This window comes from Curtobacterium flaccumfaciens (assembly GCF_013359815.1).
Taxonomy (GTDB): Bacteria; Actinomycetota; Actinomycetes; order Actinomycetales; family Microbacteriaceae; genus Curtobacterium; species Curtobacterium flaccumfaciens.
The window spans coordinates 199834-221765 of record NZ_JABMCF010000032.1 but is presented as its reverse complement, the minus strand read 5'-3'; the positions used below and the strand labels follow the sequence as shown (position 1 = coordinate 221765).

Sequence of the window (21932 nt, the reverse complement as noted above, 5' to 3'; positions counted from 1 at the left end):
AGCGCTTCCCTGGGCGAACGGTGTCCGTTCCGGGGACCGGCCTGGGCATCCGGGGGCGGGGGAGTTACCATGGGGGGACACGGACTTCCGCCGCGGTGATCGACGACGATCAGCGGACGGCGACCAGTTCCAGATCAAGGAGTCATGATGATTGGTAACCTGACCGGCCTTCACCTGCTGATCATCCTCGGGATCGTCATCCTGCTGTTCGGCGCGACCAAGCTCCCGGCGCTCGCCAAGGGCCTCGGCCAGTCGATCAACATCTTCAAGAAGGAGATGTCCGACGACGAGAAGAAGGCCCAGGCCAACGGCACGGCTCCGGACGGCACGGTGCAGAACAGCACCGTCCAGAACGTCCCCGCCGAGCCCGCCGCCGGTCCGGTCCTGAACCCGGGGCCGACCGCGCAGCCGAACACCGACTCCCGGCGTTAGGACACCCAGCCCCGTCCTGTCGGCAGCCCCCGCGACCACTTCGGTCGCGGGGGCTTCGTCGTGCGGGATCGACCGCGGGGTACCCGGTGCCGCAGGATGAGCACATGACCGCTCCCGTTCCCGTTCCGGCGCCCGTGCCGCACGGTGTCGCGCCGCTCCGGGACGACCGGCGGATCGTGCTGGTGGTGGCGATCCTGGCGTCGTTCGTCGTCGGGCTCGACTCGAGCGTCGTGAACGTCGCACTCCCCGCGATCCGGCAGGAGCTCGGCGGCGGACTCGTCGTGCAGCAGTGGGTCGTCGACGCGTACCTGGTCACTCTCGGCTCGCTCATCCTGGTCGCCGGCAGCCTGTCCGACCTGTTCGGCCGCGTCCGGATCATCACGTGCGGGCTCGTGGTCTTCGGCATCGCGTCCGTGGTGTGCGCGATCGCCCCGACCGGCGAGGTGCTCATCGTCGCCCGGGCGCTGCAGGGCGTCGGCGGGGCGCTCGTCATGCCGAGCGCGCTCGCCCTCATCGTCGCGGCGTTCCGTGGAGCGGCGCAGGCGAAGGCCATCGGCACGTGGACGGCGTGGTCGAGCGCGGCAACGATCCTCGGCCCCGTGGTCGGCGGGCTCGTCGTGGACGGCATCGGGTGGCGGTGGGTCTTCGTGCTCACCGCGGTGCCGATCGCCGTGACGATCCCGCTGGTCCTGCGCATCACCGGTGACGTGCACCCCGCTGTCCGCCCGCGCATCGACGTCGCCGGGGCCGTGCTCGCCGTGGTGGGTGTCGGTGGTGTCGTGCTCGGGCTCATCGAGCAGGAGCGGTTGGGGTGGGGTGCGCCCGTGGTGGTCGGCGCGCTCGTGCTCGGCGCCGCCGCACTGGTGGCGTTCGTGCCGTGGGAACTGCGGGTGACGCGGACCGCGGGTTCGCCGCTCGTGCCGCTCGAGCTGTTCCGGGCGCGGAACTTCACGGTCGGCAACCTCGCGACGCTGTCCATCTACGGGGCGCTCGGCATGGTGTTCTTCGTCGTCACCCTGTTCCTGCAGGAGGTCTGGCGGTTCCCGGCCTGGCTCGCCGGCCTCGCGACGCTGCCGCCGACGATCATGCTGCTCGCGCTGTCCACCGCCGTCGGGTCCTTCGCCGGTCGGTACGGCCCGCGGTGGTTCATGGCCGCGGGTCCGGCGGTCGGCGCGGTCGGGGCGCTCCTGCTGCTGCTCGCCGGCGACGACCCGACCGGTTACTGGTGGTCGGTGTTCCCCGGACTGGTGCTGATCGGCGTGGGCATCGCCCTGATGGTCACACCCCTGACCAGTGCGGTGCTCGGATCGGTGCCGCAGTCCGAGGCCGGGTCCGGTTCGGCCGTGAACAACGCGGTCGCGCGGATCGCCGGACTCGTCACGGTGGCACTGGCCGGCGTGGTGCTCGGCGGTGAGGTGAGCGTCGACGGGCTGCACCGGGCCATGGTGGTGATGGCGCTCCTGCTGGCGGCCGGTGCCGTCGTCTGCGCCGTCGGGATCCGGAATGTCCCGGAGCGCACGTAAGTTGAGTGGAGTAGACTCAACTCCAGGACCACCGCAACGAAAGGACGGAACGCATGGCGAACCTCCAGGGCGCTCCTGACTCGCAAGAACGACAGAAGACCGCCCTCGAGCAGTACGGCATCGACCTCACGGCGATCGCCCGCAGCGGCAAGCTCGACCCCGTGATCGGCCGCGACTCCGAGATCCGACGCGTCTCCCAGGTGCTGACGCGCCGCACCAAGAACAACCCCGTGCTCATCGGCGAGCCCGGCGTGGGCAAGACCGCCGTCGTCGAGGGGCTCGCGCAGCGCATCGTCGCCGGGGACGTCGCCGACTCCCTCAAGGACAAGCGGCTCATCTCGCTCGACATCTCCGCCCTCATCGCCGGCGCCAAGTACCGCGGCGAGTTCGAGGAGCGGCTCAAGGCCGTGCTCAAGGAGATCAACGACTCCGACGGGCAGGTCATCACGTTCATCGACGAGCTGCACACCCTGATGGGTGCCGGTGGCGGCGAGGGGTCCGTCGCGGCGTCGAACATGCTCAAGCCGATGCTCGCCCGCGGTGAGCTCCGGCTCATCGGCGCGACGACCCTCGACGAGTACCGCGAGTACATCGAGAAGGACGCCGCGCTCGAACGACGCTTCCAGCAGGTCTACGTCGGTGAGCCGAGCGTCGAGGACGCCGTGGCGATCCTCCGTGGGCTCAAGGAACGCTACGAGGCGCACCACAAGGTGACGATCAACGACTCCGCACTGGTCGCGGCCGCGAGCCTGTCGAACCGGTACATCTCCGGCCGTCAACTGCCCGACAAGGCCATCGACCTGATCGACGAGGCCGCGAGCCGACTCCGCATGGAGATCGACTCCAGCCCCGTCGAGATCGACGAGCTGAAGCGGAACGTCGACCGTCTGCGTGTCGAGGAGTTCGCGCTCAAGCAGGAGAAGGACGACGCCTCGAAGGCCCGCCTCGAGACCCTGCGCAACGAGCTGCGCACCCGCGAGGAACGGCTGGCCGAGCTCGAGCAGCGCTGGCAGGCCGAGCGCGCGAGCCTGAACCGGATCGGTGAGCTCAAGCAGCAGCTCGACGACCTGAACATGCGGTCGCAGCGAGCCCAGCGCGAGGCCGACTACGAACTCGTCTCCCGGCTGGAGTACGGCGAGAAGCCCCGCATCGAGGCCGAGCTCGCCGCCGCCGAACAGGCCGAGAGCGCAGACCGGATGGTGAACGACAGCGTCACCGACGAGGACATCGCCGCCGTCATCGCGCAGTGGACGGGCATCCCGCTCGGCCGACTGCTGCAGGGTGAGACCGAGAAGCTCCTGCACCTCGAGAGCGAGCTCGGCCGCCGCATCATCGGGCAGCGCACCGCCGTGACCACCGTGTCCGAGGCGGTCCGTCGCACCCGCGCCGGCATCTCCGACCCCGACCGCCCGACCGGTTCGTTCCTGTTCCTCGGCCCGACGGGCGTCGGCAAGACCGAGCTGGCCAAGGCGCTCGCCGAGTTCCTGTTCGACGACGAGAAGGCCCTCGTCCGCATCGACATGAGCGAGTACGGCGAGAAGCACTCCGTGGCCCGCCTGATCGGTGCCCCGCCCGGGTACGTCGGGTACGAGGCCGGTGGACAGCTCACCGAGGCGGTCCGCCGCCGTCCGTACTCGGTGATCCTGCTCGACGAGATCGAGAAGGCCCACCCCGAGGTGTTCGACGTGCTGCTGCAGGTACTCGACGACGGGCGACTGACCGACGGCCAGGGGCGCACGGTCGACTTCCGGAACACGATCCTCGTGCTCACGTCGAACCTGGGATCGCAGTTCATGACCGACCTGTCCCTGAGCGACGCGCAGCGGGAAGAGGCGGTCCGTGAGCTCGTGCAGCAGGCGTTCCGGCCGGAGTTCATCAACCGCCTCGACGACATCGTTGTGTTCCAGGCCCTGACGGCCGACGACCTCGGGCAGATCGTGTCGCTCTACGTCGACCGGCTGGCCCGTCGGCTGACCGACCGCCGACTCGAGCTCGCCGTCACTCCCGAGGCACGCGGCTGGCTGGCCGAGCGCGGGTACGACCCGCTCTACGGTGCGCGGCCGCTCCGCCGCCTGATGCAGCGGCAGATCGACGACCGGTTGGCGCGCGCCATCCTGTCGGGTGACGTCCGCGACGGTGACACCGTCCGGGTGGACGTCGCGGCGGACGGCGACGGCCTGACGGTCGAGCCCTTCGAGCTGGCCGAGATCGTCGAGGAGTAGCCCACCAAGACAGACAGGAGGCCCGTCACCGGTTCCTGGGACCGGTGACGGGCCGGTCGTCTACCGTCCACGGCATGCCTGAGATCCGCGCGATCCGTCGCCTCACCGACGCCGTCGAGCACGCGAGCGTGCTCGACAAGGCCGTCGACATCGACCGTGCCGTCGTGAACGCCCTCGCCAAGCCGAAGGCCCTGCGCCAGCTGCTGCACGGCGTGCCGTTCGGTCACCCGATCCACCCGCTCATGGTGCAGGTGCCCCTCGGTGCCTGGATCTCCGCCGCGGTGCTCGACCTGGTCGGCGGGAAGGGCAACGCGAAGGCCGCCAAGACCCTGGTCGGCGTCGGGGTCGTCTCGGCGAGCAGTGCCTCGGTCGCCGGCTACGTCGACTGGTCCGAACTGAACCGCGAGCAGCTCCGCACCGGATGGGTGCACCAGGCCGTGAACTGGACCGGTCTGTCGCTGTACGGCCTGTCGTGGCTGCAGCGGAAGCGCGGCAACCACGGTGCCGGCAAGCTGCTCGGCTTCGCGGGTCTCGCCGTCGTCAGTGTCGGCGGGTACCTCGGTGGGCACCTGTCCTACCGCCGGCGCGCCGGCGTGAGTGACCACGGCGAGGTGCCGTTCGACGCCTGATTCGGCTCCCAGGTCCGGCAGAGGTACGTCACGTGTGATGTATCGATGCGCGTACTCGTGGTGGACGACGAACGAGCCCTCGCCGACTTGATCGCGACGGGCCTGACACGGCAGGACATGGCGGTGGACGTCGCCTATCGCGGCGACGACGCCGACGAGCTGCTGGCGGTGCACGACTACGACGTCGTCGTGCTCGACCGTGACGTCCCCGGGCTGCACGGCGACGAGGTCGCACGGCGGCTCACCGCACGCGGAGCCCTCACACGGATCCTCCTGCTCACGGCCGCGACGACGGTGAACGACCGTGTGCACGGGCTCGAGCTCGGTGCCGACGACTACCTGACCAAGCCGTTCGAGTACCCGGAACTCGTCGCCCGGGTCCGCGCACTCGGTCGGCGGAGCGTCGCACCCGTCGCCCCGGTGCTCGAGCGTGCGGGGTTCGTCGTCGACACGAACCGGCGGATGGTCACGCGCGACGGACGGCCGCTCGATCTGACCTCGAAGGAACTCGGGGTGCTCGAGACCCTGCTCCGCGCGGACGGTCGGATCGTCTCCGCCGAACACCTGCTCGAGAAGGTCTGGGACGTGAACACCGACCCGTTCACCGCTGCGGTCCGCGTGACGATGTCGAAGCTCCGCCGGAAGCTCGGGGACCCGGACCCGATCCGGACGGTGCCCGGCCAGGGCTACGCGCTGTGAGCCGGTGGGCCAAGGGCTGGAGCATCCGGACCCGGACGGCCCTGACGTTCGCGCTCGCGGCCATGGCGCTGGCGACCGGGGTCGTCGTCTTCACGAACACCATGTCGCTGGCCGGTGTCGGGGCCGGCCTCGACACCGCGGCCGTGCAGCGCCCGCCGTCCGGATCGCCGGGTGCCACGACCGCTCCGGCCCCGATCGAGGTCGACGGAACCGACGACGACGGTGCGGTGGCGGTGATCCGGTTGGTGGCCGTGCAGCAGTGGCAGTGGTCCGCGATCGGGATCGCGGGCGCCGGGCTCGCGGCCGGGGGCATCGGCTGGCTCGTGAGCCGCCGGGTGCTCCGCCCCATCGACCGGATCACCGCGACCACGAACCGCATCTCGGCGTCGAACCTGCACGAGCGCATCGCGCTGGACGGTCCCGACGACGAGCTCCGGCGGCTCTCGCGCACCGTCGATGACCTGCTGGCCCGCCTGGAGACCGCGTTCGAGAGTCAGCGCCGGTTCGTCGCCCAGGCGTCCCACGAACTCCGGACGCCGCTCGCGGTGCAGCGCGCAGCGGTGCAGATCGGCCTGCACGACGACGCCGACCCCGCGGACGTCCGAGCGGTCCGGGCGGAGCTGCTGGAGCAGAACCGCCGGACCGAGCGGCTGGTCGAGTCGTTGCTCGTGCTCGCCGAGGCCGATCGTGGCCTGGCGGGCGCGACGCGCGCCGTCGACATCGACGAGGTGACCGTCGAGGTCGTCGCGGGGGCGGCCCGGGACGCGGCCGAGGCGGGGGTGACGCTGACCCACGAGTGCCGCACCGGGCCTCCCGGCCTGGTCGTCCCGGGGGAGCCGACGCTGCTGCGGCAGCTGCTCGGCAACCTGGTCGGCAACGCCGTCGAGTACAACGAACCCGGCGGCGCCGTCCTGGTGACCACGGAGCCGGACGGCTTCGTCGTCGAGAACGGTGGGCCGGTGGTCGCGGCGGACGAGGCGGAGTTGCTCGTCGAACCGTTCCGCCGCGGCGGGACGGACGACGCACGCGGGCAGCACAGCGGTCTGGGCCTGTCGATCGTGGCCGCGATCGTGCATGCGCACGGGTGGCGACTGTCGATCGCCGCACGGCCGACCGGCGGGCTGTTCGTGCGGGTCCGTGTTTCGTCGGTGCAACCCGACGTGCACGCGGGGCGAAACAGCCGTTCCGGTGTGCTGGAGGCATGAACCACACCACGAAGACGACCACTCGGCGCACCCGGTCCCTGATGAGCGCGGCCGCGGCCGTCGTCCTGCTGCCCCTGTTCCTGGTCGGCTGCTCGGACGCGTCACCGGACAACGACACGACGACGGCGTCCGGTGGTGCGGCACCCGGCGTCACCCTCGCCGAGTGCATGCGCGATCGCGGCTACGACATGCCCGACCCCGGCACCGGCGGCGGGTCGATGCAGCTCAGCGCACCCGACGGCGTCGACCCCGAGCAGTACCAGGAGGACCTCACGGGCTGCCTCGACGACTCCGCAGCGGCCGGGGACGCGCAGGCCGCGCAGCCGATGCCGGGCAGCGAGGAGATCGCGAGGAAGACGGCGGAGTGCCTGCGGGAGCAGGGGTTCCCGGACTTCCCGGACGACCAGGAGGCGCAGACCCGGTTCCAGCCGGACGACCAGCAGGCGTTCGACGAGGCCGCCCACACCTGCACCGACGCGGCCTTCGAGGCCGTCCAGGGCGGAGCCGGGTCGTGAGCCACCGGCGCGTCCGTCGCCGGGTGATCGTGTCGGTGTGCCTCGTCGCGGCGGTGGCCGCGGGGGTCGGGACGTGGGCCCTCGCCACGGTGCCGAGCGGTCCGGGAGCCTCGGCCAGCAGCGGGTCGCGAGGCGACACCGCGCCGACCGGAGCCACCGCCGCGGTCACGCGCGGCGACCTGACCGACTCGAAGGTGTTCGCCGGGACGCTCGGGTACGGCTCGGCGACGGGGGTCCCCGGTGCCGCCGCCGGCACGATCACCTGGCTGCCCGGGGCCGGTGACGTCATCGAACGCGACGGGGCCCTGTACGCCGTCGACGAGCGGGACGTCCGGTCGATGTACGGCACCGTGCCGCTCTGGCGGGACCTGGAACGGGGGCTGCAGGGCGCCGACGTGCGGCAGCTCAACGAGAACCTGGCCGCGCTCGGGTACGACGTGTCCGTGGACGACCGGTTCGGTCCACGGACCGAGCGAGCCGTCCGGCAGTGGCAGCATGACCGCGGACACGACGTGACCTCGGTGCTGACGGCGGACGACGTCGCCTTCGTGGACGGCGCGGTCCGGGTCGCCTCGGTCGACGGTCGGCTCGGGGAACGGATCGCCGGCGGAGCCGGAGCGGGAGCGGGTGTCGGTGGCGCTGGTGCTGGCGCGGGTGCGGCGGCCGACGTGCTGCAGGTCACGAGCACCCGTCGCGTCGTCACGGCGACCGTTCCCCAGCGCGATGCGGAGCGGCTCGCGGTCGGCACCGACGTCGAGGTCCGGGTGAACGGTGCCGGGGCGGCGATGCCGGGTTCGGTCGTCGGCGTGCAGCCGACGACGAGCGAGGACGGCGGCACGGCCGTCGACGTCTCGGTGTCGTTCGACCCGGGGAAGCGCACGCTGCCGGCGGCAGCGTCCGCGCAGGTGGACGCGGAGGGCACCACCGAGCACGACGTCCTGTCCGTGCCGGTCGCCGCACTCGTCGCGGGTGCCGGTGGCCGGTACGCCGTCGACGTCGTGCAGCGGGACGGCACGACGGAGCGGGTCCGGGTCGAGCCCGGCTTCAGCGCGGACGGACGGATCGCGGTCACTGGCGCCCTGACCGCCGGCGATCGCGTGGTGGTGCCCGGATGAGCGCCGCCGTGCGGCCCACCGCCGCCGTGCTGTCGCCCGACTCCGTCCTGTCGCTCCGGGACGTCACGAAGACCTACGGCGACGTCGGGGCCCTGCGCGGGGTGTCGCTCGAGGTCACCGCCGGCGAACTCGTCGCGGTCGTCGGCCCGTCGGGGTCGGGCAAGTCGACGATGCTCAACGTCGTCGGGACCCTCGACCGTCCGACGTCCGGCACGGTGACGATCGCCGGCAACGACGTCGCGACGATGTCCGACGACGCCCTGTCCGGACTCCGTGCTGACCACATCGGGTTCGTCTTCCAGCACTTCCACCTGCAGGCCGGCGCGACCGCCACCGAGAACGTCGCCGACGGCGTGCTCTACCAGGGCGTGCCCCGGCGCGAGCGGCACCGACTGGCGGTCGAGGCCCTGGGCCGCGTGGGCCTGGCGCACCGGGTGGACCACCGACCGCACCAGCTCTCCGGCGGGGAGCGCCAACGCGTCGCCATCGCGCGGGCCGTCGTCGGCGACCCGACGATCCTGCTCGCCGACGAACCGACGGGTGCACTCGACACGGCGTCCGGTGCCGCGGTGGTCGAGCTCCTGCGCGAGCTCAACGCGGCGGGCACGACGGTCGTGGTCATCACGCACGACCTCGACCTGGCGGCGTCGCTGCCCCGGCAGGTCCGGATGCGCGACGGCATGATCGAGCCCGAGGTCACCCGGTGAGCCGGCGTCGGTCCGTGGGCGCGGTCGACCTGCTCCGCCTCGGCGTCTTCGGGCTGCGGACGCGGCCCGGACGTGTCGTGCTGTCGGCGCTGGGCATCGCGATCGGCATCGCGGCGATGCTCGCGGTCGTCGGGATCTCGTCGTCGAGCAAGGCGAAGGTCGACCAGGTGCTCGACACGCTCGGCACGAACGTGCTCACCCTCACCCGGGCGCAGGGCCTCGGCGAACCGGTCCCGTTGCCGCCCACCGCACTCGAGTCGGTGCTGCGGCAGGACGACGTCGAGTCGGCCGCCGCCGTCGGCACCGTGCCGGACACCGGCGTGTACCGGAACGACCGCGTCCCGGCGCCCGAGACGAAGGGCCTCGGGGTGCTCGCCGCGTGGGGCGACGTGCCACGGGTCCTCGGCGGGCAGCTCGCAGCCGGGCGGTGGATCGACGACGCCGCCGGGGCGCCGCAGGTCGTGCTGGGGGCACGGGCGGCCGCGGTCCTCGGCATGGAGGACCTGCATCCTGACAGCCGGCTCTGGATCGGCGGTCGGTGGGTGCAGGTGGTCGGGGTGCTCGACCCCGTCGCGCTCGCCGAGGACCTCGACTCGCGGGTGTTCGTGCCCCGCGGGTTCGCCGGGCAGCTGGGCTTCGACGGAGCCCCGACCGCGGTCTACACGCGCGTCGACCCGGCGAACGTCGAACGGTCGCGGGACCTGCTCGCCGGTGCGGTCCGACCCAGGGCACCGCAGGACGTCGGCGTGACACGGCCGTCGGACGCGCTGGCCGCGAAGGACGCCACGGACGACTCCTTCACCGGGCTGCTGGTCGGCATCGGCGGGGTGGCCCTGCTCGTCGGGGGTATCGGGGTGGCGAACACGATGGTGATCACCGTCCTGGAACGCCGCGCCGAGGTCGGCGTCCGCCGTGCGCTGGGGGCCCGTCGTCGGAGCATCCGCGACCAGTTCCTGGTCGAGTCGTTGCTGCTGTCGTTCCTGGGCGGCTTGGCCGGCGTCGTGCTCGGCGTCGCGGTGACGGTCGTCTTCGCCGTCACGCAGGGATGGCCAGTGGCACTGCCGGTGTGGGCCGTCGTCGGGGGACTCGGTGCCACGGTCGTGATCGGCGGGGTCTCTGGGCTCTACCCGGCGGCACGCGCGGCGCGGATCCCGCCGACGTCCGCCCTGGCGGCCGTCTGACGCGTGCGGTGGACGCGCGCACTGGAGGCCCGGTGCCGGTCCGGCGGACCGGCACCGGGCCTCCAGGCGGTCGCTTCCCCACACCGGACGCGAGTCGCAGATCATGCCTGGTCATGACCACCTGGTCAAGCATCTGCGTCGATCTGTTCGACATCCGTGATGCCCCGGAAACACGCGGATCGAAAGCGGTCACAGGGACCGATCCAACGGTTGACAAGGGGCCGTGCAGGGTCTTCTATTGCGAATACGCAACGTCCTTTCATAAAGGTCGGACCAAGGGAGTCATCGTGACACGAACGCGTTTCGCCGCACTCGGTGCGCTCGCCCTCGCAGGCGCGCTCGCCCTCACCGGGTGCTCCGCCGGGAGCAACGCCGCTTCCGACGGCGGCACGAAGTCCATCGGCACACCCGATGGCAAGGGCAAGACCATCACCGTCTGGATGATGAACGGCGACCTGAGCGACAAGGTGCTCGACGCCGCCGGCAAGCAGTTCACCGCCGACACCGGGGCGAAGGTGAAGATCCAGACCCAGCAGTGGGACGGGATCACCACCAAGCTCACCACGGCGCTCGCGCAGAGCGACGCCCCCGACGTCGTCGACCTCGGCAACACGCAGGTGCCGGTCTACGCGGCCGCCGGCGGGTTGACCGACCTGACGCCGTACCGCGACGAGCTCAAGGACGGCCAGACCTGGCTCACCGGGCTCGAGGGACCGGCCACCGTCGACGGCAAGCTCTACGGGGCACCGCTGTTCGCCGGCAACCGGGCCGTGGTCTACGACAAGCAGGTCTGGAAGGACGCCGGCGTGACCGACGTGCCGACCACCTACGACGAGCTCACCGCCGACCTCGACAAGGTCAAGGCCGCCAACCCGGCCAGTGACTTCTCCGCCTTCTACATGCCCGGGCAGTACTGGTACGGCGGGCTGCAGTGGGTCTGGGACGCCGGCGGCGAGATCGCCACGGACAAGGGCGGCAAGTGGACCGGCACGCTCGACTCCGCGGATGCGGTCAAGGGGCTGACCGCCTGGAAGGACTTCCAGAACGCGTACTCGGCGAAGTCCACCCAGGACATCAACACCGACAAGCCCTCGCAGAGCGACGTCTTCGCACAGGGCAACACCTCGGCGTTCCTCGGGTCCGCCTGGGAGATCGGCTCGATCACCACGGCGAAGCCGGAGCTCGCGGACCGCATCGGCACGTTCCCGATGCCGTCGTCCACGGCGGGGAAGACGCAGCCGGTGTTCCTCGGCGGCTCCGACCTGGGGATCCCGGCCAAGGCGGAGAACCAGGAGCTCGCGCTGTACTACCTGAAGATCCTGACCTCGAAGGAGTTCCAGCAGGACCAGGTGTTCGGGGTCGACGGCTGGGAGCCGAACTCCACCGAGATGCTCGACGCGGTCGCCGGCGACGTCGACGAGCTGCACAAGCCGTACTTCGAGGCGGCCGGCACGAGCCGACCGACCCCGGCCACCCCGGGTTGGGCCACGATCGAGGGTGACGCCTCGTTCCAGTCGATGTTCGCCGACGTCGCCACCGGTCGGAAGTCGCCGGAGCAGGCCGCCGAGGGCTTCTCGAAGCACCTCACGACCGCGCTGAACGCGCAGCCGTAGGCGATGACGTCCACTGCGGAGCCGGTGACCGACGCGGAGCAGCCCGCGCCGGTCACCGGCGGGCAGGCCGGCGGACCGGTTCAGGGGCCGTCGGGGGATGCCCGTCGAGGCGGGCGGGGCACGGGTCGTCGGTCGCCGGTCGGGTCGCGGGCGCCGCTCGTCCTGCTGGCCCCGGCGGCACTGCTGCTCCTGGCCCTCGTCGTCTACCCGCTCGTCCGGCTCGTCGTCATCTCGTTCCAGGACTACGGGCTGCGGGCGATCTTCACCGGGCAGGCCGGGTTCACCGGGCTGACGAACTACACGGACGTCCTGACCGACGCGTCGTTCTGGCCGGTCATCCTGCGCACCGTGCTCGTGACGGGCGCGATGGTCCTCGGCACGATCGTCATCGGCATGGGGGTGGCGCAGCTGCTCACCCGTCTCGGGGTCGCGATGCGCACGGTCGTCAGCGTCGTGCTCGTGCTGGCCTGGGCGATGCCGAACGTGGCCTCGAGCCTGGTCTGGCAGTGGCTCTTCCAGCCGTTCTACGGCGTGCTCAACTGGCTCATCACGCAGCTGCGGGTGTTCGGCGACCACACGCAGGACAACTGGGCCTCGCATCCGGGGCAGGCGTACACGATCGTGCTGACGCTCGTGATCTGGCAGGCCGTGCCGTTCGTGGCGCTGACGCTGTACGCCGCGCAGTCCCAGATCGCGCCGGAGTACTACGAGGCCGGTGCGCTCGACGGGGCATCGGTGTGGACGATGTACCGCGCGATCACGCTGCCGGCCCTCGCGCCGACGCTGCTGCTCGTGTCGATCCTGTCGGTGATCTGGGACTTCAACGTCTTCAACCAGATCTGGCTGCTCACCCGCGGCGGACCGGAGGAGGCCACGCTGACCCTCGGCATCTGGACCTTCGTGCAGTCGTTCGTGTCCAACGCCTACGGGCAGGGCGCGGCGATCGCCGTGATCTCGACCCTGATCCTCGGGGTGCTCACCAGCTACTACATCCGCCGGCTCGTCCGCAGCGGCGAGGAGGACCTGTGACCGTCTCGAGAACGGCGCCCCGTGCGGGGAGCGCATCCGCGCCGGGCCCCGTGCGGGTGCGCAAACGCAAGCCGCGCATCGTCGCGAACACCATCGCCGTGGTGTTCTGCCTGGTCTGGGTGTTCCCGATCTACTGGATGGTGAACACGGCCTTCAAACCCGCCGACGAGGTCACCACGATGACCCCGATCTGGGCGCCGCTGCACCCGACGCTCGACAACTTCACGCGGGCGCTCACGCAGGAGGGCTTCCTGGTCTACCTGCGGAACTCCACCATCGTCGTGGTGGCGGCCGTGCTGCTGTCGATCGTCGTCGGGTTCCTGGCGTCGGCGGCACTGTCGCGGTTCCGGTTCCGCGGCCGCCGGGCGATCCTGGTCGCGATCCTGTTCGTGCAGATGATCCCGTCGGGCGCACTGCTCATCCCGCTCTTCCTGTCGTTCCAGACCCTCGGGCTGCTGAACAGCTACGTCGGGCTGATCCTGGCGTACGTGGCGAGCGTGCTGCCGTTCTCGATCTGGGTGATGCGCGGCTTCTTCGTGGCCGTCCCCGTCGAGATCGAGGAGGCCGCGAAGGTGGACGGCGCCGGCACGTTCCGGATCCTGTGGAGCGTGCTGTTCCCGCTCGTCATGCCCGGGGTGATCGCCACGAGCGTGTTCGCGTTCATCGCGGCGTGGAACGACTACCTGATCGCGTACGTGATGCTCAAGGACCAGGGGATGTACACGCTGCCGGTCTGGCTCGCCGGGTTCTCGACGAACAAGGGCACGGACTTCGGTGGGCTGATGGCGGCGAGCGTGCTGTTCTCGATCCCGGTCGTGGTGTTCTTCCTCATCGTGCAGCGCCGGCTGGTCAGCGGGATGACGGCGGGTGCCGTGAAGGGGTAGCGCTCGGACGACCGGCACCTGTGAACGTGTTGGTTGCATGACGGAACGGTTGCGTTCTTGTGGGTTTCAGACGTACAGTGCTCGAAACCCAACGGAACGAAGGAGTTCGGGCATGTACGCAACCGAGCGGCACACCGCCATCGCCGCCGAGCTGCAGTCCGCCGGTCGAGTGTCGGTCGCGGGGCTGGCCGAGCACTTCGACGTCACCACCGAGACCGTTCGCCGTGACCTCGACGCCCTCGAATCCGCCGGGGTCCTGCGCCGGGTGCACGGGGGAGCGGTCCCCGTCGGCCGCTCGAGCGTCGTCGAACTGAGCGTCGCCGAGCGCGAGGGGCAGCACGGCACCGCGAAGTCCGCCATCGCCCGCGCCGCGATGCGCCTGGTGCCGCCGACCTTCACCGGCTCGATCGCCCTCGACGCCGGCACCACCTGCGCCGCCGTCGCCTCCGAGCTCGCCCGCTGGGAGCCCGAGGTCGCCGGCTCGACCATCACCGTCATCACGAACTCGGTGCCGATCGCCGCGACCCTGCAGCACAGCGAGCACCTCGAACTGCACCTGCTCGGCGGCCGCGTGCGTGGCGTCACGAGCGCCGCGGTCGGCACGGCCACCGTCGAGCAGATCGGCGCGCTCCGGCCCGACGTGGCGTTCATCGGCACGAACGGCCTGTCCGCCGGCTTCGGTCTGAGCACCCCGGACGAGTACGAGGCCGCCGTGAAGGGCGCCTACGTGCTCGCCGCCCGACGGGCCGTGGTGCTCGCCGACGCCGCCAAGCACGGCGTGGAGGCCCTGATGCGGTTCGCGCGCCTGGACGAGATCGACACGCTCGTCACGGATGAGCAGCCCCCGGCCGACCTCGCGGGCGCACTCGCCGACGCCGACGTCGAGGTGGTCGTCGCATGAACGCCCGCATCGTCACGGTCACCCCCAACCCGTCGCTCGACCGCACGATCGAGCTCGCCGGCGAACTGCAGCGCGGCGCCGTGCAGCGTGCGACCCGGTCCACCGCGGAACCCGGCGGCAAGGGCGTCAACGTCTCCCGCGTGGTCGTCGCGAGCGGCGGGGACACCGTCGCCGTCCTGCCCGGCGACGAGCTCGACCCGGTCCTGCTCGGCCTGGCCACCCGCGGCATCCCGACGGCCGCGCTGCCGATCGGGGCGCCCCTCCGCTCGAACGTCACCGTGACCGAGCCGACCGGCACCACGACGAAGCTCAACGAACCCGGGCCCTCGCTCGCCGGTCGCCTCGACGACCTCGCTGCCCTGGTGGCCGACACCGCCGCTGCGACCGCCACCGGCCCCGCCGCCCGCTGGGTCGTGGTCGCCGGGTCGCTGCCGCCCGGTCTGCCCGACGACGCGCTCGCCGTGCTCGTTCGCGCCGTCCGTGCCCGCCACGGTGCGGACGTCCGGATCGCCGTCGACTCGTCCGGGGTGCCGTTCACCGCGCTGCTGCAGTCGGGCGAACGGATCGACCTGGTGAAGCCGAACGCCGAGGAACTCGCCGAGGTCGTCGGCGGCGACCCCGAGGAGTACGAGCGCGACCTCGACGCCGCGGTGGCCGGAGCCCAGCGGCTGCGGCGGAAGAACGTCGGCACGGTCCTGCTCACCCTGGGCAGCGCCGGCGCCGTGCTGGTCTCCGACGAGGGCGCGTTCGCCGCCGCTGCACCGAAGATCGTCGCCCGGTCGACCGTCGGAGCGGGGGACTCCTCCCTCGCCGGCTACCTGCTCGCCGAGGTCGCCGGAGCCTCACCCGCGCAGCGTCTCGCACAGGCCGTCGCCACCGGTGCCGCGGCCGCAGCCCTGCCCGGCAGCGACGTGCCAGCACTCGACCACACCGACCCGACGGCGGTCTCCGTCCGGGTGCTCGACACGCACCCGGCCCCCGAACCCGCCTGATCCCCTCCCCACCCCGCCCGACCACCCCACGAACACCTGCACCACCGCGCGATCAGCGCAATTGCGAAGGAGCAAGCACATGTCCGCAGACTCGAGTCCGCGCCTCATCAGCGCACAGCTCGTCGGCCTCGACGAGGACCTCGGCGCCACGTCGACCGACGTCATCCGGGTGCTCGCCGATCGCGTCGCCGCGACCGGCCGCGCCGCCGACGGTGCGACGCTGGCCGACGACGCCATCAAGCGCGAGGCGAGCGTCGGAACGGGCGTCCCCGGTGGCATCGCCATCCCGCACGCCCGGTCGGCGTCGGTGTCCGAGCCGACGCTGGCGTTCTCGCGCCTGGCCCGGAAGGTACCGTTCGGCGCGCCGGACGGCGACGCCGACATCGTCTTCATGATCGCCGTGCCCGAGGGGGCGGACAAGGACCACCTGACGGTCCTCTCGACCCTGGCCCGCGCGCTCATCCGCGAGGACTTCACCGCCGCGCTCCGGGCCGCGACCACCCCCGACGAGATCGTCCGGTTGGTCGACAACGAGGTGAGCGGCGAAGTGGCCGAGGCCGGCGTCGGGAAGGCGAGTGGTGCCTCCGAACCGGCCACCGCGCCGGAGGCGGGCCGCAAGGTCTTCGTCGGCGTCACCGCCTGCCCGACCGGCATCGCGCACACCTACATGGCGGCGGACGCCCTCGTCGCCGCAGCCCAGCGTGCCGGTGCCGAGATGCACATCGAGACGCAGGGGTCCTCGCAGGTCGAACCCCTCGACCCGGCTCTCATCGCCCGTGCCGACGCCGTCGTGTTCGCGGTCGACGTCGACGTCCGCGACCGCGGTCGGTTCGCCGGCAAGCCGCTCGTGTCCGGACCCGTCAAGCGCGGTGTCGACGAGCCCGACAAGATGATCGCCGAGGCCATCCGCGCCTCGGAGGACCCGCACGCCGCACGCGTGCAGGGTGGTGCCGCCGTCGAGGGCGAGTCCACCGCCAAGAACGAGCACTTCGGCCAGTCGCTCAAGCGCTGGCTCCTCACCGGCGTCAGCTACATGATCCCGTTCGTGGCCGGCGGCGGACTGCTCATCGCGCTCGGCTTCCTGCTCTCCGGGTACGGCATCGCGCTGAACCACGGCGACTCGGGCATGAGCAACGCCGCCTACACGCTGACGAACTCGACGCTGCTGAACCTGCCGCCGGAGGGCCTCGGCTACTACCTCGGCGCCGCCGCGTTCCAGATCGGACAGGTGTCGCTCGGGTTCCTGGTCGCAGCACTCGCCGGGTACATCGCCTACGCCATCGCCGACCGTCCGGGCATCGCCCCCGGCTTCGTGGCCGGGTCGATCGCCGTGTTCATGAACGCCGGGTTCCTCGGTGGTCTGGTCGGCGGTCTCATCGCCGGTGCCGCCGCGTACTGGATCGGGCGCATCCCGACCTGGCGCTGGCTGCGTGGTCTGATGCCGGTCGTGATCATCCCGCTGTTCGCGTCGATCATCGCCTCGGGCCTCATGCTCCTGGTGCTCGGTGGCCCGATCGCCTGGGTCATGACCGAGCTCACCGCCTGGCTCAACTCCCTGTCGGGTGCCTCGGCCGTCCTGCTCGGGATCATCCTCGGTCTGATGATGGCGTTCGACCTCGGTGGTCCGGTGAACAAGGTGGCGTACGCGTTCGCCGTCGCCGGGCTCGGTGCCGGGACCGCCACGAACGTGGTGCCGTTCGAGATCATGGCCGCCGTCATGGCGGCCGGCATGGTGCCGCCGCTCGCACTCGCGCTCGCCTCGACCGTGCTCTACCGCAAGGGCTTCACGAAGCCGGAGCGCGAGAACGGCAAGGCCGCGTGGCTGCTCGGTGCGTCCTTCATCTCCGAGGGGGCGATCCCGTTCGCCGCAGCCGACCCGCTGCGCGTCATCCCGGCGTCGATGGTCGGTGCCGCGATCACGGGTGCGATCTCGATGGCTGCCGGCGTGACCTCGCGAGCGCCGCACGGCGGGATCTTCGTCTTCTTCGCGATCGGTGACGTCCTGATGTTCGTCGTCGCGATCCTGGCGGGGACCGTGGTGTCCGCGCTGGTGCTCGTCGCCCTGAAGAAGTGGGTCCGTCGTCGCCCCGTCGACGAGGCCGCTGCGGCCGGTGAGGCTGCCGTGGCCGGCGAGACGGTGGGCCAGCGCGCACCGGTCGCCGCGTAGTCGACGCGACCCCGGGAACGACGGGAGGCCCGGTGCCAGCTGGCACCGGGCCTCCCGTCCGTCGTCCGGTCGCGTCGCGGGCCGGACCTGGGCCGGTCAGGCGGCCATCGCGAGTGCCGACGGGTCGACCTGGCCGGGGACGCACTCGTCGACGTCGCACGGAGCAATCGGCGCGACCGAGGTGTGGGTGATCTTGGGGTGTACCGGGCGGCGTTCGGTCTCGCCGCGTCCGATGAGGTCCTCGTGGAGCTTCTCGCCCGCCCGCAGGCCCGTGAACACGATGTCGGACGGGCTCCCCGTCGCCTGGAGCATGCGCCGCGCGATGTCGAGGATCCGGACCGGTGCACCCATGTCGAGCACGAGGACCTCGCCGGGGTGGGCGATCGCAGCCGACTGGATCACGAGGTGGCACGCTTCGGGGATGGACATGAAGTAGCGGGTGGCGTCGGGGTGGGTGACGGTGAGGGGCCGTCCGGCACGGATCAGCTCCGCGAAGAGCGGGAGCATCGAGCCGCGGCTGCCGAGGACGTTGCCGAACCGGACCGACACGTAGTCGTGGCCCGTGTCGGCGGCGGTCCAGGCGGTCAACCGCTCGGCGATGCGCTTGGTCGACCCGAGCACGCTCGTCGGGTTCGCGGCCTTGTCGGTCGAGATGTTCACGAGTGTCCCCACGCCCGCGGCAGCAGCGGCGCGGAGGACGTTCAGGGTGCCGAGGACGTTCGTCTTCCAGCCTTCGTCCGGGTACTGCTCGAGCATCGGCAGGTGCTTCAGCGCCGCGGCGTGGAAGACGACGTCGGGCCGGCGGGTCAGCATGATGTCGCGGATGGCGTCGGCGTCGCGGATGTCGGCGAGGACGACGTTCTTCGTGTCGAGGAGCCCGTGACCGTCCACGGAGACCTGCACCTGCTGCAGGGCGGTCTCGTCGCGGTCGAGCATGATGATCTCCGCCGGCTCGAACCGGACGAGCTGTCGGCAGAGTTCGCTGCCGATCGAGCCGCCGGCGCCCGTGATCAGCACCGACCGGCCCCGGACGAAGTCGACGGTGATCTCGAGCTCGGCCTCGGGCTGTCGATCCCCGATCAGTGCGTCGATGTCGAGCCCGTCGAGGCCGGGGATGCTGCGCTGTGGCATGGGGGTCTCCTCCGTGAAGTCCTCCCCAGTGTGAACCTCTCACATGTGAAATGTCAACAGGTCAGTCGGCGATGTTCGCCGTCACCGCCTCGATGTACGCCGCACGCTCCTCACGCGAGTGCGGGCGCCCCGGGACGCCCGGTCGCTGCTCCCACGGGAACGGCCCGGCCTCGTGCCGGTACTCGATGCCCATGGCCTCGAGGCGGGCGGTGTGCTCGGCCAGGCGTCCGCGGAACTCGGCGAGGTCGCGCGGCCCGGTGACGTCGGCCGACCACAGTGCCTCGGCGAGGGCGGCGACGCGGGGGAAGAGCTGGTAGTCGAGCCGACGGGCGGTGTCGACGTGCTCCGTCCACATGTTGCCCTGGCCGCCGATGACGTGGGCGCGCTCGGCGTCGGTGAGCCCCGACGGCACCGGGTCGAAGGCGAAGACGTCGTCGACGGTGAGCACGATCGACACCGGGATCGGTTCGGTCGACAGGTCGCTCTGGCGGTAGTCGAGGTACACCTGGTCGTCCGGCGAAGAGATGACGTCGTGCCCGCGGCGGGCGGCGGTCCGTGCGCCGGTCAGTCCGCGCCACGAGACCACGGTGGCGGAGGGGTCGAGCGTGCCGCCCTCGAGGATCTCGTCCCACCCGAACGCCCGCCGGCCGTGCGACTCGACGTGTGCGGCGAGCTGCCCGATGATCCAGGCCTGCAGCTGTTCCTCGTCCTGCAGCCCGAGTTCGCGGATGCGCTCCTGGGTGCGGGGGTCGGTCTCCCACTGCACCTTCGGGCACTCGTCGCCACCGATGCCGATGTAGCCGGAGGGGAAGAGCGCGATGACCTCGTCGAGGACGTCCTTGAAGAAGTCGATCGTGGCGTCCTCGGCGTTCAGGACGTCGTCGGCGATGCCCCACTCCGTCCACACCTCGACCGGTTCACCCGTGACGCCGAGCGACGGGTAGGCCGCCAGTGCCGCACGGACGTGCCCGGGGGTCTCGATCTCGGGGACGACGGTGACGAACCGGTCGGCCGCGTACGCCACGATCTCGCGGACGTCGTCCTGCGTGTAGTACCCGCCGTGCGGGCGGCCGTCGAACCCGGCGACGACGAGTGTGCCGTCCGGCCCGGGGACGTGCGCGCCGACCTGGGACTCCCGACGCCAGGAACCGACCTCGGTCAGGCGCGGGTACTTCCGGATCTCGATGCGCCACCCCTGGTCCTCGGTGAGGTGGAAGTGCAGGCGGTTGATCCGGTGCGCGGCGAGCTGGTCGACCACCCGCATGACCTCGTGCTTCGTCCGGAAGTGCCGGGCGACGTCGAGCATCACGCCGCGCCAGGCGAAGGCGGGGGCGTCCTCGACGACCACGGCGGGGACGGACCACGGACCGGTCGCGACCCGGCCGCGGCGGTACACGTCCGGGGGCAGCAGCTGCAGCAGTGCCTGCACGCCGTAGAAGACCCCGGCGGGCGAACCGCCGACGACGTCGACGCCGTCCGGCGTCACCGTGAGGCGGAACGACTCCGCGCGGTCGCCCTCCGGCGTCGTCGGGCCAGCGGGCAGGGACGGCTCGTCGGCGACGCGCAGCGCGATCGTGCCGGCCCCCGGTGCCGTGTCGTCGAGGGCGTCCCGCACCGGCAGCCCGGTCGATGCCCGCAGGGTCTGCTGCAGGTACAGTCGGACGAACTCACTCGCCGGGTCGGCGGCGATCCGGGTCGACGGGGTGATCTCGAAGGCCCCGACACCGGGAGCGGTGCGGCGCGGTCGTGGGACGAGCATGTCGGAGCCACCATTCCTCAATGATCTTTCGTAATGTGGAGGCTATGACCGTGGAGCAGACCGTGTCAACGACCCCCGGTGTCGTGGGGACGACCCCCGGCGTCCTGCGGCAGATGAACTCACGGGCGATCCTCGACGAGCTCCTGCGCGACGACGTCTCCCGCACGGTCACCGAGCTCGGCCGCACGGTCGGACTCTCCCGCCCCACGGTCGAGGCGGCGCTCGCCGACCTGGTCGACGAGGGCTGGGTGACCGAGGCCGAGGCGATCGCGACCCCGAACAAGGCCGGTCGTCGGGCCAAGCGCTTCGCGGCCGACGCGTCGGCCGGCTCCGTGCTCGGCGTGGACCTCGGCCTGCACGGGATCGTCGGCGTGCGCGCGGACCTGCGCGGCGTCACGCTCGCCCGCGTCGAGGAGCGCTACACCGACCTCGCCGACGCCGAACAGGCCTGGTCGAGCGTGCAGGACGTCGTCCGTCGGCTGACGGCGCCCGTCGGTGGCACGGTCGGCGGCTCCGCCGGTGGTGCGCCGGTGCTCGGTGCCACGTTCGGCGTCCCGGCGGTCGTCGACCGCGACGGTGCGATCGACTACACGGTCGCGGTACCGGAGTGGGTCGAGCGACGGGTGCCCGGCCGGATCCAGGACCTCTTCCCCGGGGTCGCCACCTTCTTCGACAACGACGCCAAGCTGGCGGCCACGGCCGAGGCGCGGTGGGGGCGGTTCCACGGCGTCCGGGACGGCCTGTACCTGGTGATGGGTCGGCAGATCGGTGCCGCCCTGGTGGTCGACGGTTCGTTGGCGCGCGGTGCGCGCGGTGCGGCCGGCGAGATGGGCGGCATCGCCTCGACCGGCTGGCCCGCCGCGCCCGCCCGCCTGGAGGCCCGGATCCCGTCCGGCACGGACCTCGAGTCCGTCTTCGCGGCGGCGGCCCAGGGCTCGGTGTCGGCCGTCGAGACCGTCCGTGCGTTCGCGGCCGACGTGGCACCCGGCGTCGTGCAGCTCGTGACGACGATCGACCCCGAGGTCGTCGTCGTCGGTGGCGAGGTCCTGCCGGCTGCCGAGGTGTTCTGCGCCGCGCTCGACGAGATCGTCACGCCGCAGCTCCGGCACCCGGTGGTGTTCGCCCCGTCGACCGTCGGTCGCGACGCCGTCGCCCGGGGTGCGCTCGCCCGGTCGCTCGCGCACGTCCGGTCCGCCCACATGGGACTCGGCTGACACCCAGGGAGCGT

At 71.7% G+C, this 21932-nt stretch carries 19 protein-coding genes; 17 read left to right on the top strand and 2 right to left on the bottom strand.

What is annotated here, in order from left to right:
- Positions 1-144 precede the first annotated feature (144 nt).
- The 16 genes from tatA to HP445_RS04330 all read left to right on the top strand — a co-directional run bounded on the left by tatA (position 145) and on the right by HP445_RS04330 (position 17814).
- A complete protein-coding gene (tatA, locus tag HP445_RS04400; RefSeq protein WP_372496361.1) occupies positions 145-432 on the top strand; it encodes a twin-arginine translocase TatA/TatE family subunit in 288 nt (95 codons plus the stop codon).
- A 104-nt stretch (positions 433-536) separates the two neighbouring features.
- Positions 537-1955 (top strand): MFS transporter, encoded by a 1419-nt coding sequence (locus HP445_RS04395; protein ID WP_128781509.1) that lies wholly within the window; start codon positions 537-539, stop codon positions 1953-1955.
- 53 nt (positions 1956-2008) lie between these two features.
- Positions 2009-4177: an ATP-dependent Clp protease ATP-binding subunit gene (locus tag HP445_RS04390; RefSeq protein WP_084740532.1), complete on the top strand. Its 2169-nt coding sequence runs from the start codon at positions 2009-2011 to the stop codon at positions 4175-4177.
- A 74-nt stretch (positions 4178-4251) separates the two neighbouring features.
- Positions 4252-4806 carry a DUF2231 domain-containing protein gene (locus tag HP445_RS04385; RefSeq protein WP_128781510.1) on the top strand — a complete coding sequence of 185 codons (555 nt, stop codon included), beginning with the start codon at positions 4252-4254 and terminating at the stop codon, positions 4804-4806.
- A gap of 45 nt (positions 4807-4851) precedes the next feature.
- Positions 4852-5505, top strand: coding sequence for a response regulator transcription factor (locus tag HP445_RS04380; protein ID WP_128781511.1), 654 nt, complete (start codon positions 4852-4854; stop codon positions 5503-5505).
- Complete coding sequence (locus HP445_RS04375; protein ID WP_128781512.1) at positions 5502-6710, top strand: sensor histidine kinase; 1209 nt, start codon at positions 5502-5504, stop codon at positions 6708-6710. The genes HP445_RS04380 and HP445_RS04375 overlap by 4 nt, the downstream gene beginning before the upstream one ends.
- Positions 6707-7225, top strand: coding sequence for a hypothetical protein (locus tag HP445_RS04370; protein ID WP_128781513.1), 519 nt, complete (start codon positions 6707-6709; stop codon positions 7223-7225). Before HP445_RS04375 ends, HP445_RS04370 begins: the two co-directional genes overlap by 4 nt.
- A complete protein-coding gene (locus tag HP445_RS04365) occupies positions 7222-8340 on the top strand; it encodes a peptidoglycan-binding protein (RefSeq protein WP_128781514.1) in 1119 nt (372 codons plus the stop codon). Before HP445_RS04370 ends, HP445_RS04365 begins: the two co-directional genes overlap by 4 nt.
- Complete coding sequence (locus tag HP445_RS04360) at positions 8337-9047, top strand: ABC transporter ATP-binding protein (RefSeq protein WP_128781515.1); 711 nt, start codon at positions 8337-8339, stop codon at positions 9045-9047. The genes HP445_RS04365 and HP445_RS04360 overlap by 4 nt, the downstream gene beginning before the upstream one ends.
- Positions 9044-10228, top strand: a complete 1185-nt coding sequence (locus HP445_RS04355) for an ABC transporter permease (RefSeq protein ID WP_241660477.1) — start codon at positions 9044-9046, stop codon at positions 10226-10228. Before HP445_RS04360 ends, HP445_RS04355 begins: the two co-directional genes overlap by 4 nt.
- Before the next feature lie 287 nt (positions 10229-10515).
- Positions 10516-11841: a sugar ABC transporter substrate-binding protein gene (locus HP445_RS04350; RefSeq protein ID WP_206647633.1), complete on the top strand. Its 1326-nt coding sequence runs from the start codon at positions 10516-10518 to the stop codon at positions 11839-11841.
- Positions 11842-11844: 3 nt separating this feature from the next.
- Positions 11845-12870 carry a carbohydrate ABC transporter permease gene (locus HP445_RS18340; protein WP_206647634.1) on the top strand — a complete coding sequence of 342 codons (1026 nt, stop codon included), beginning with the start codon at positions 11845-11847 and terminating at the stop codon, positions 12868-12870.
- Positions 12867-13754 carry a carbohydrate ABC transporter permease gene (locus HP445_RS04345; protein ID WP_241660478.1) on the top strand — a complete coding sequence of 296 codons (888 nt, stop codon included), beginning with the start codon at positions 12867-12869 and terminating at the stop codon, positions 13752-13754. The genes HP445_RS18340 and HP445_RS04345 overlap by 4 nt, the downstream gene beginning before the upstream one ends.
- A 112-nt stretch (positions 13755-13866) precedes the next feature.
- Complete coding sequence (locus HP445_RS04340) at positions 13867-14655, top strand: DeoR/GlpR family DNA-binding transcription regulator (RefSeq protein ID WP_071404329.1); 789 nt, start codon at positions 13867-13869, stop codon at positions 14653-14655.
- Complete coding sequence (locus tag HP445_RS04335) at positions 14652-15647, top strand: 1-phosphofructokinase family hexose kinase (protein WP_128781517.1); 996 nt, start codon at positions 14652-14654, stop codon at positions 15645-15647. Before HP445_RS04340 ends, HP445_RS04335 begins: the two co-directional genes overlap by 4 nt.
- A 79-nt stretch (positions 15648-15726) precedes the next feature.
- On the top strand, positions 15727-17814 hold the full coding sequence (locus HP445_RS04330) for a PTS fructose transporter subunit IIABC (RefSeq protein ID WP_111053861.1): 2088 nt from the start codon (positions 15727-15729) through the stop codon (positions 17812-17814).
- 96 nt (positions 17815-17910) lie between these two features.
- Here HP445_RS04330 and HP445_RS04325 read toward each other — a convergent pair whose 3' ends face one another.
- Both HP445_RS04325 and HP445_RS04320 read right to left on the bottom strand, forming a co-directional pair.
- Entirely contained in the window at positions 17911-18945 is a 1035-nt protein-coding gene (locus HP445_RS04325) for a UDP-N-acetylglucosamine 4,6-dehydratase family protein (RefSeq protein WP_110864239.1), read from the bottom strand.
- A 61-nt stretch (positions 18946-19006) separates the two neighbouring features.
- Positions 19007-20704: a beta-N-acetylhexosaminidase gene (locus HP445_RS04320; protein WP_128781518.1), complete on the bottom strand. Its 1698-nt coding sequence runs from the start codon at positions 20702-20704 to the stop codon at positions 19007-19009.
- Between the two features lie 62 nt (positions 20705-20766).
- Between HP445_RS04320 and HP445_RS04315 the strand changes: the two genes are divergently transcribed.
- The gene (locus HP445_RS04315; RefSeq protein ID WP_164941271.1) at positions 20767-21918 is read left to right on the top strand and encodes an ROK family transcriptional regulator; all 1152 of its coding nucleotides are present in this window, start codon (positions 20767-20769) and stop codon (positions 21916-21918) included.
- Positions 21919-21932: the final 14 nt, after the last annotated feature.

Bases quoted from the DNA above. Each gene is read 5' to 3' on its own strand.
- tatA (WP_372496361.1), top strand. From the start codon at position 145: ATGATGATTGGTAACCTGACCGGCCTTCACCTGCTGATCATCCTCGGG.
- HP445_RS04395 (WP_128781509.1), top strand. From the start codon at position 537: ATGACCGCTCCCGTTCCCGTTCCGGCGCCCGTGCCGCACGGTGTCGCG.
- HP445_RS04390 (WP_084740532.1), top strand. From the start codon at position 2,009: ATGGCGAACCTCCAGGGCGCTCCTGACTCGCAAGAACGACAGAAGACC.
- HP445_RS04385 (WP_128781510.1), top strand. From the start codon at position 4,252: ATGCCTGAGATCCGCGCGATCCGTCGCCTCACCGACGCCGTCGAGCAC.
- HP445_RS04380 (WP_128781511.1), top strand. From the start codon at position 4,852: ATGCGCGTACTCGTGGTGGACGACGAACGAGCCCTCGCCGACTTGATC.
- HP445_RS04370 (WP_128781513.1), top strand. From the start codon at position 6,707: ATGAACCACACCACGAAGACGACCACTCGGCGCACCCGGTCCCTGATG.
- HP445_RS04360 (WP_128781515.1), top strand. From the start codon at position 8,337: ATGAGCGCCGCCGTGCGGCCCACCGCCGCCGTGCTGTCGCCCGACTCC.
- HP445_RS18340 (WP_206647634.1), top strand. From the start codon at position 11,845: ATGACGTCCACTGCGGAGCCGGTGACCGACGCGGAGCAGCCCGCGCCG.
- HP445_RS04340 (WP_071404329.1), top strand. From the start codon at position 13,867: ATGTACGCAACCGAGCGGCACACCGCCATCGCCGCCGAGCTGCAGTCC.
- HP445_RS04335 (WP_128781517.1), top strand. From the start codon at position 14,652: ATGAACGCCCGCATCGTCACGGTCACCCCCAACCCGTCGCTCGACCGC.
- HP445_RS04330 (WP_111053861.1), top strand. From the start codon at position 15,727: ATGTCCGCAGACTCGAGTCCGCGCCTCATCAGCGCACAGCTCGTCGGC.
- HP445_RS04325 (WP_110864239.1), bottom strand. From the start codon at position 18,945: ATGCCACAGCGCAGCATCCCCGGCCTCGACGGGCTCGACATCGACGCA.
- HP445_RS04320 (WP_128781518.1), bottom strand. From the start codon at position 20,704: ATGCTCGTCCCACGACCGCGCCGCACCGCTCCCGGTGTCGGGGCCTTC.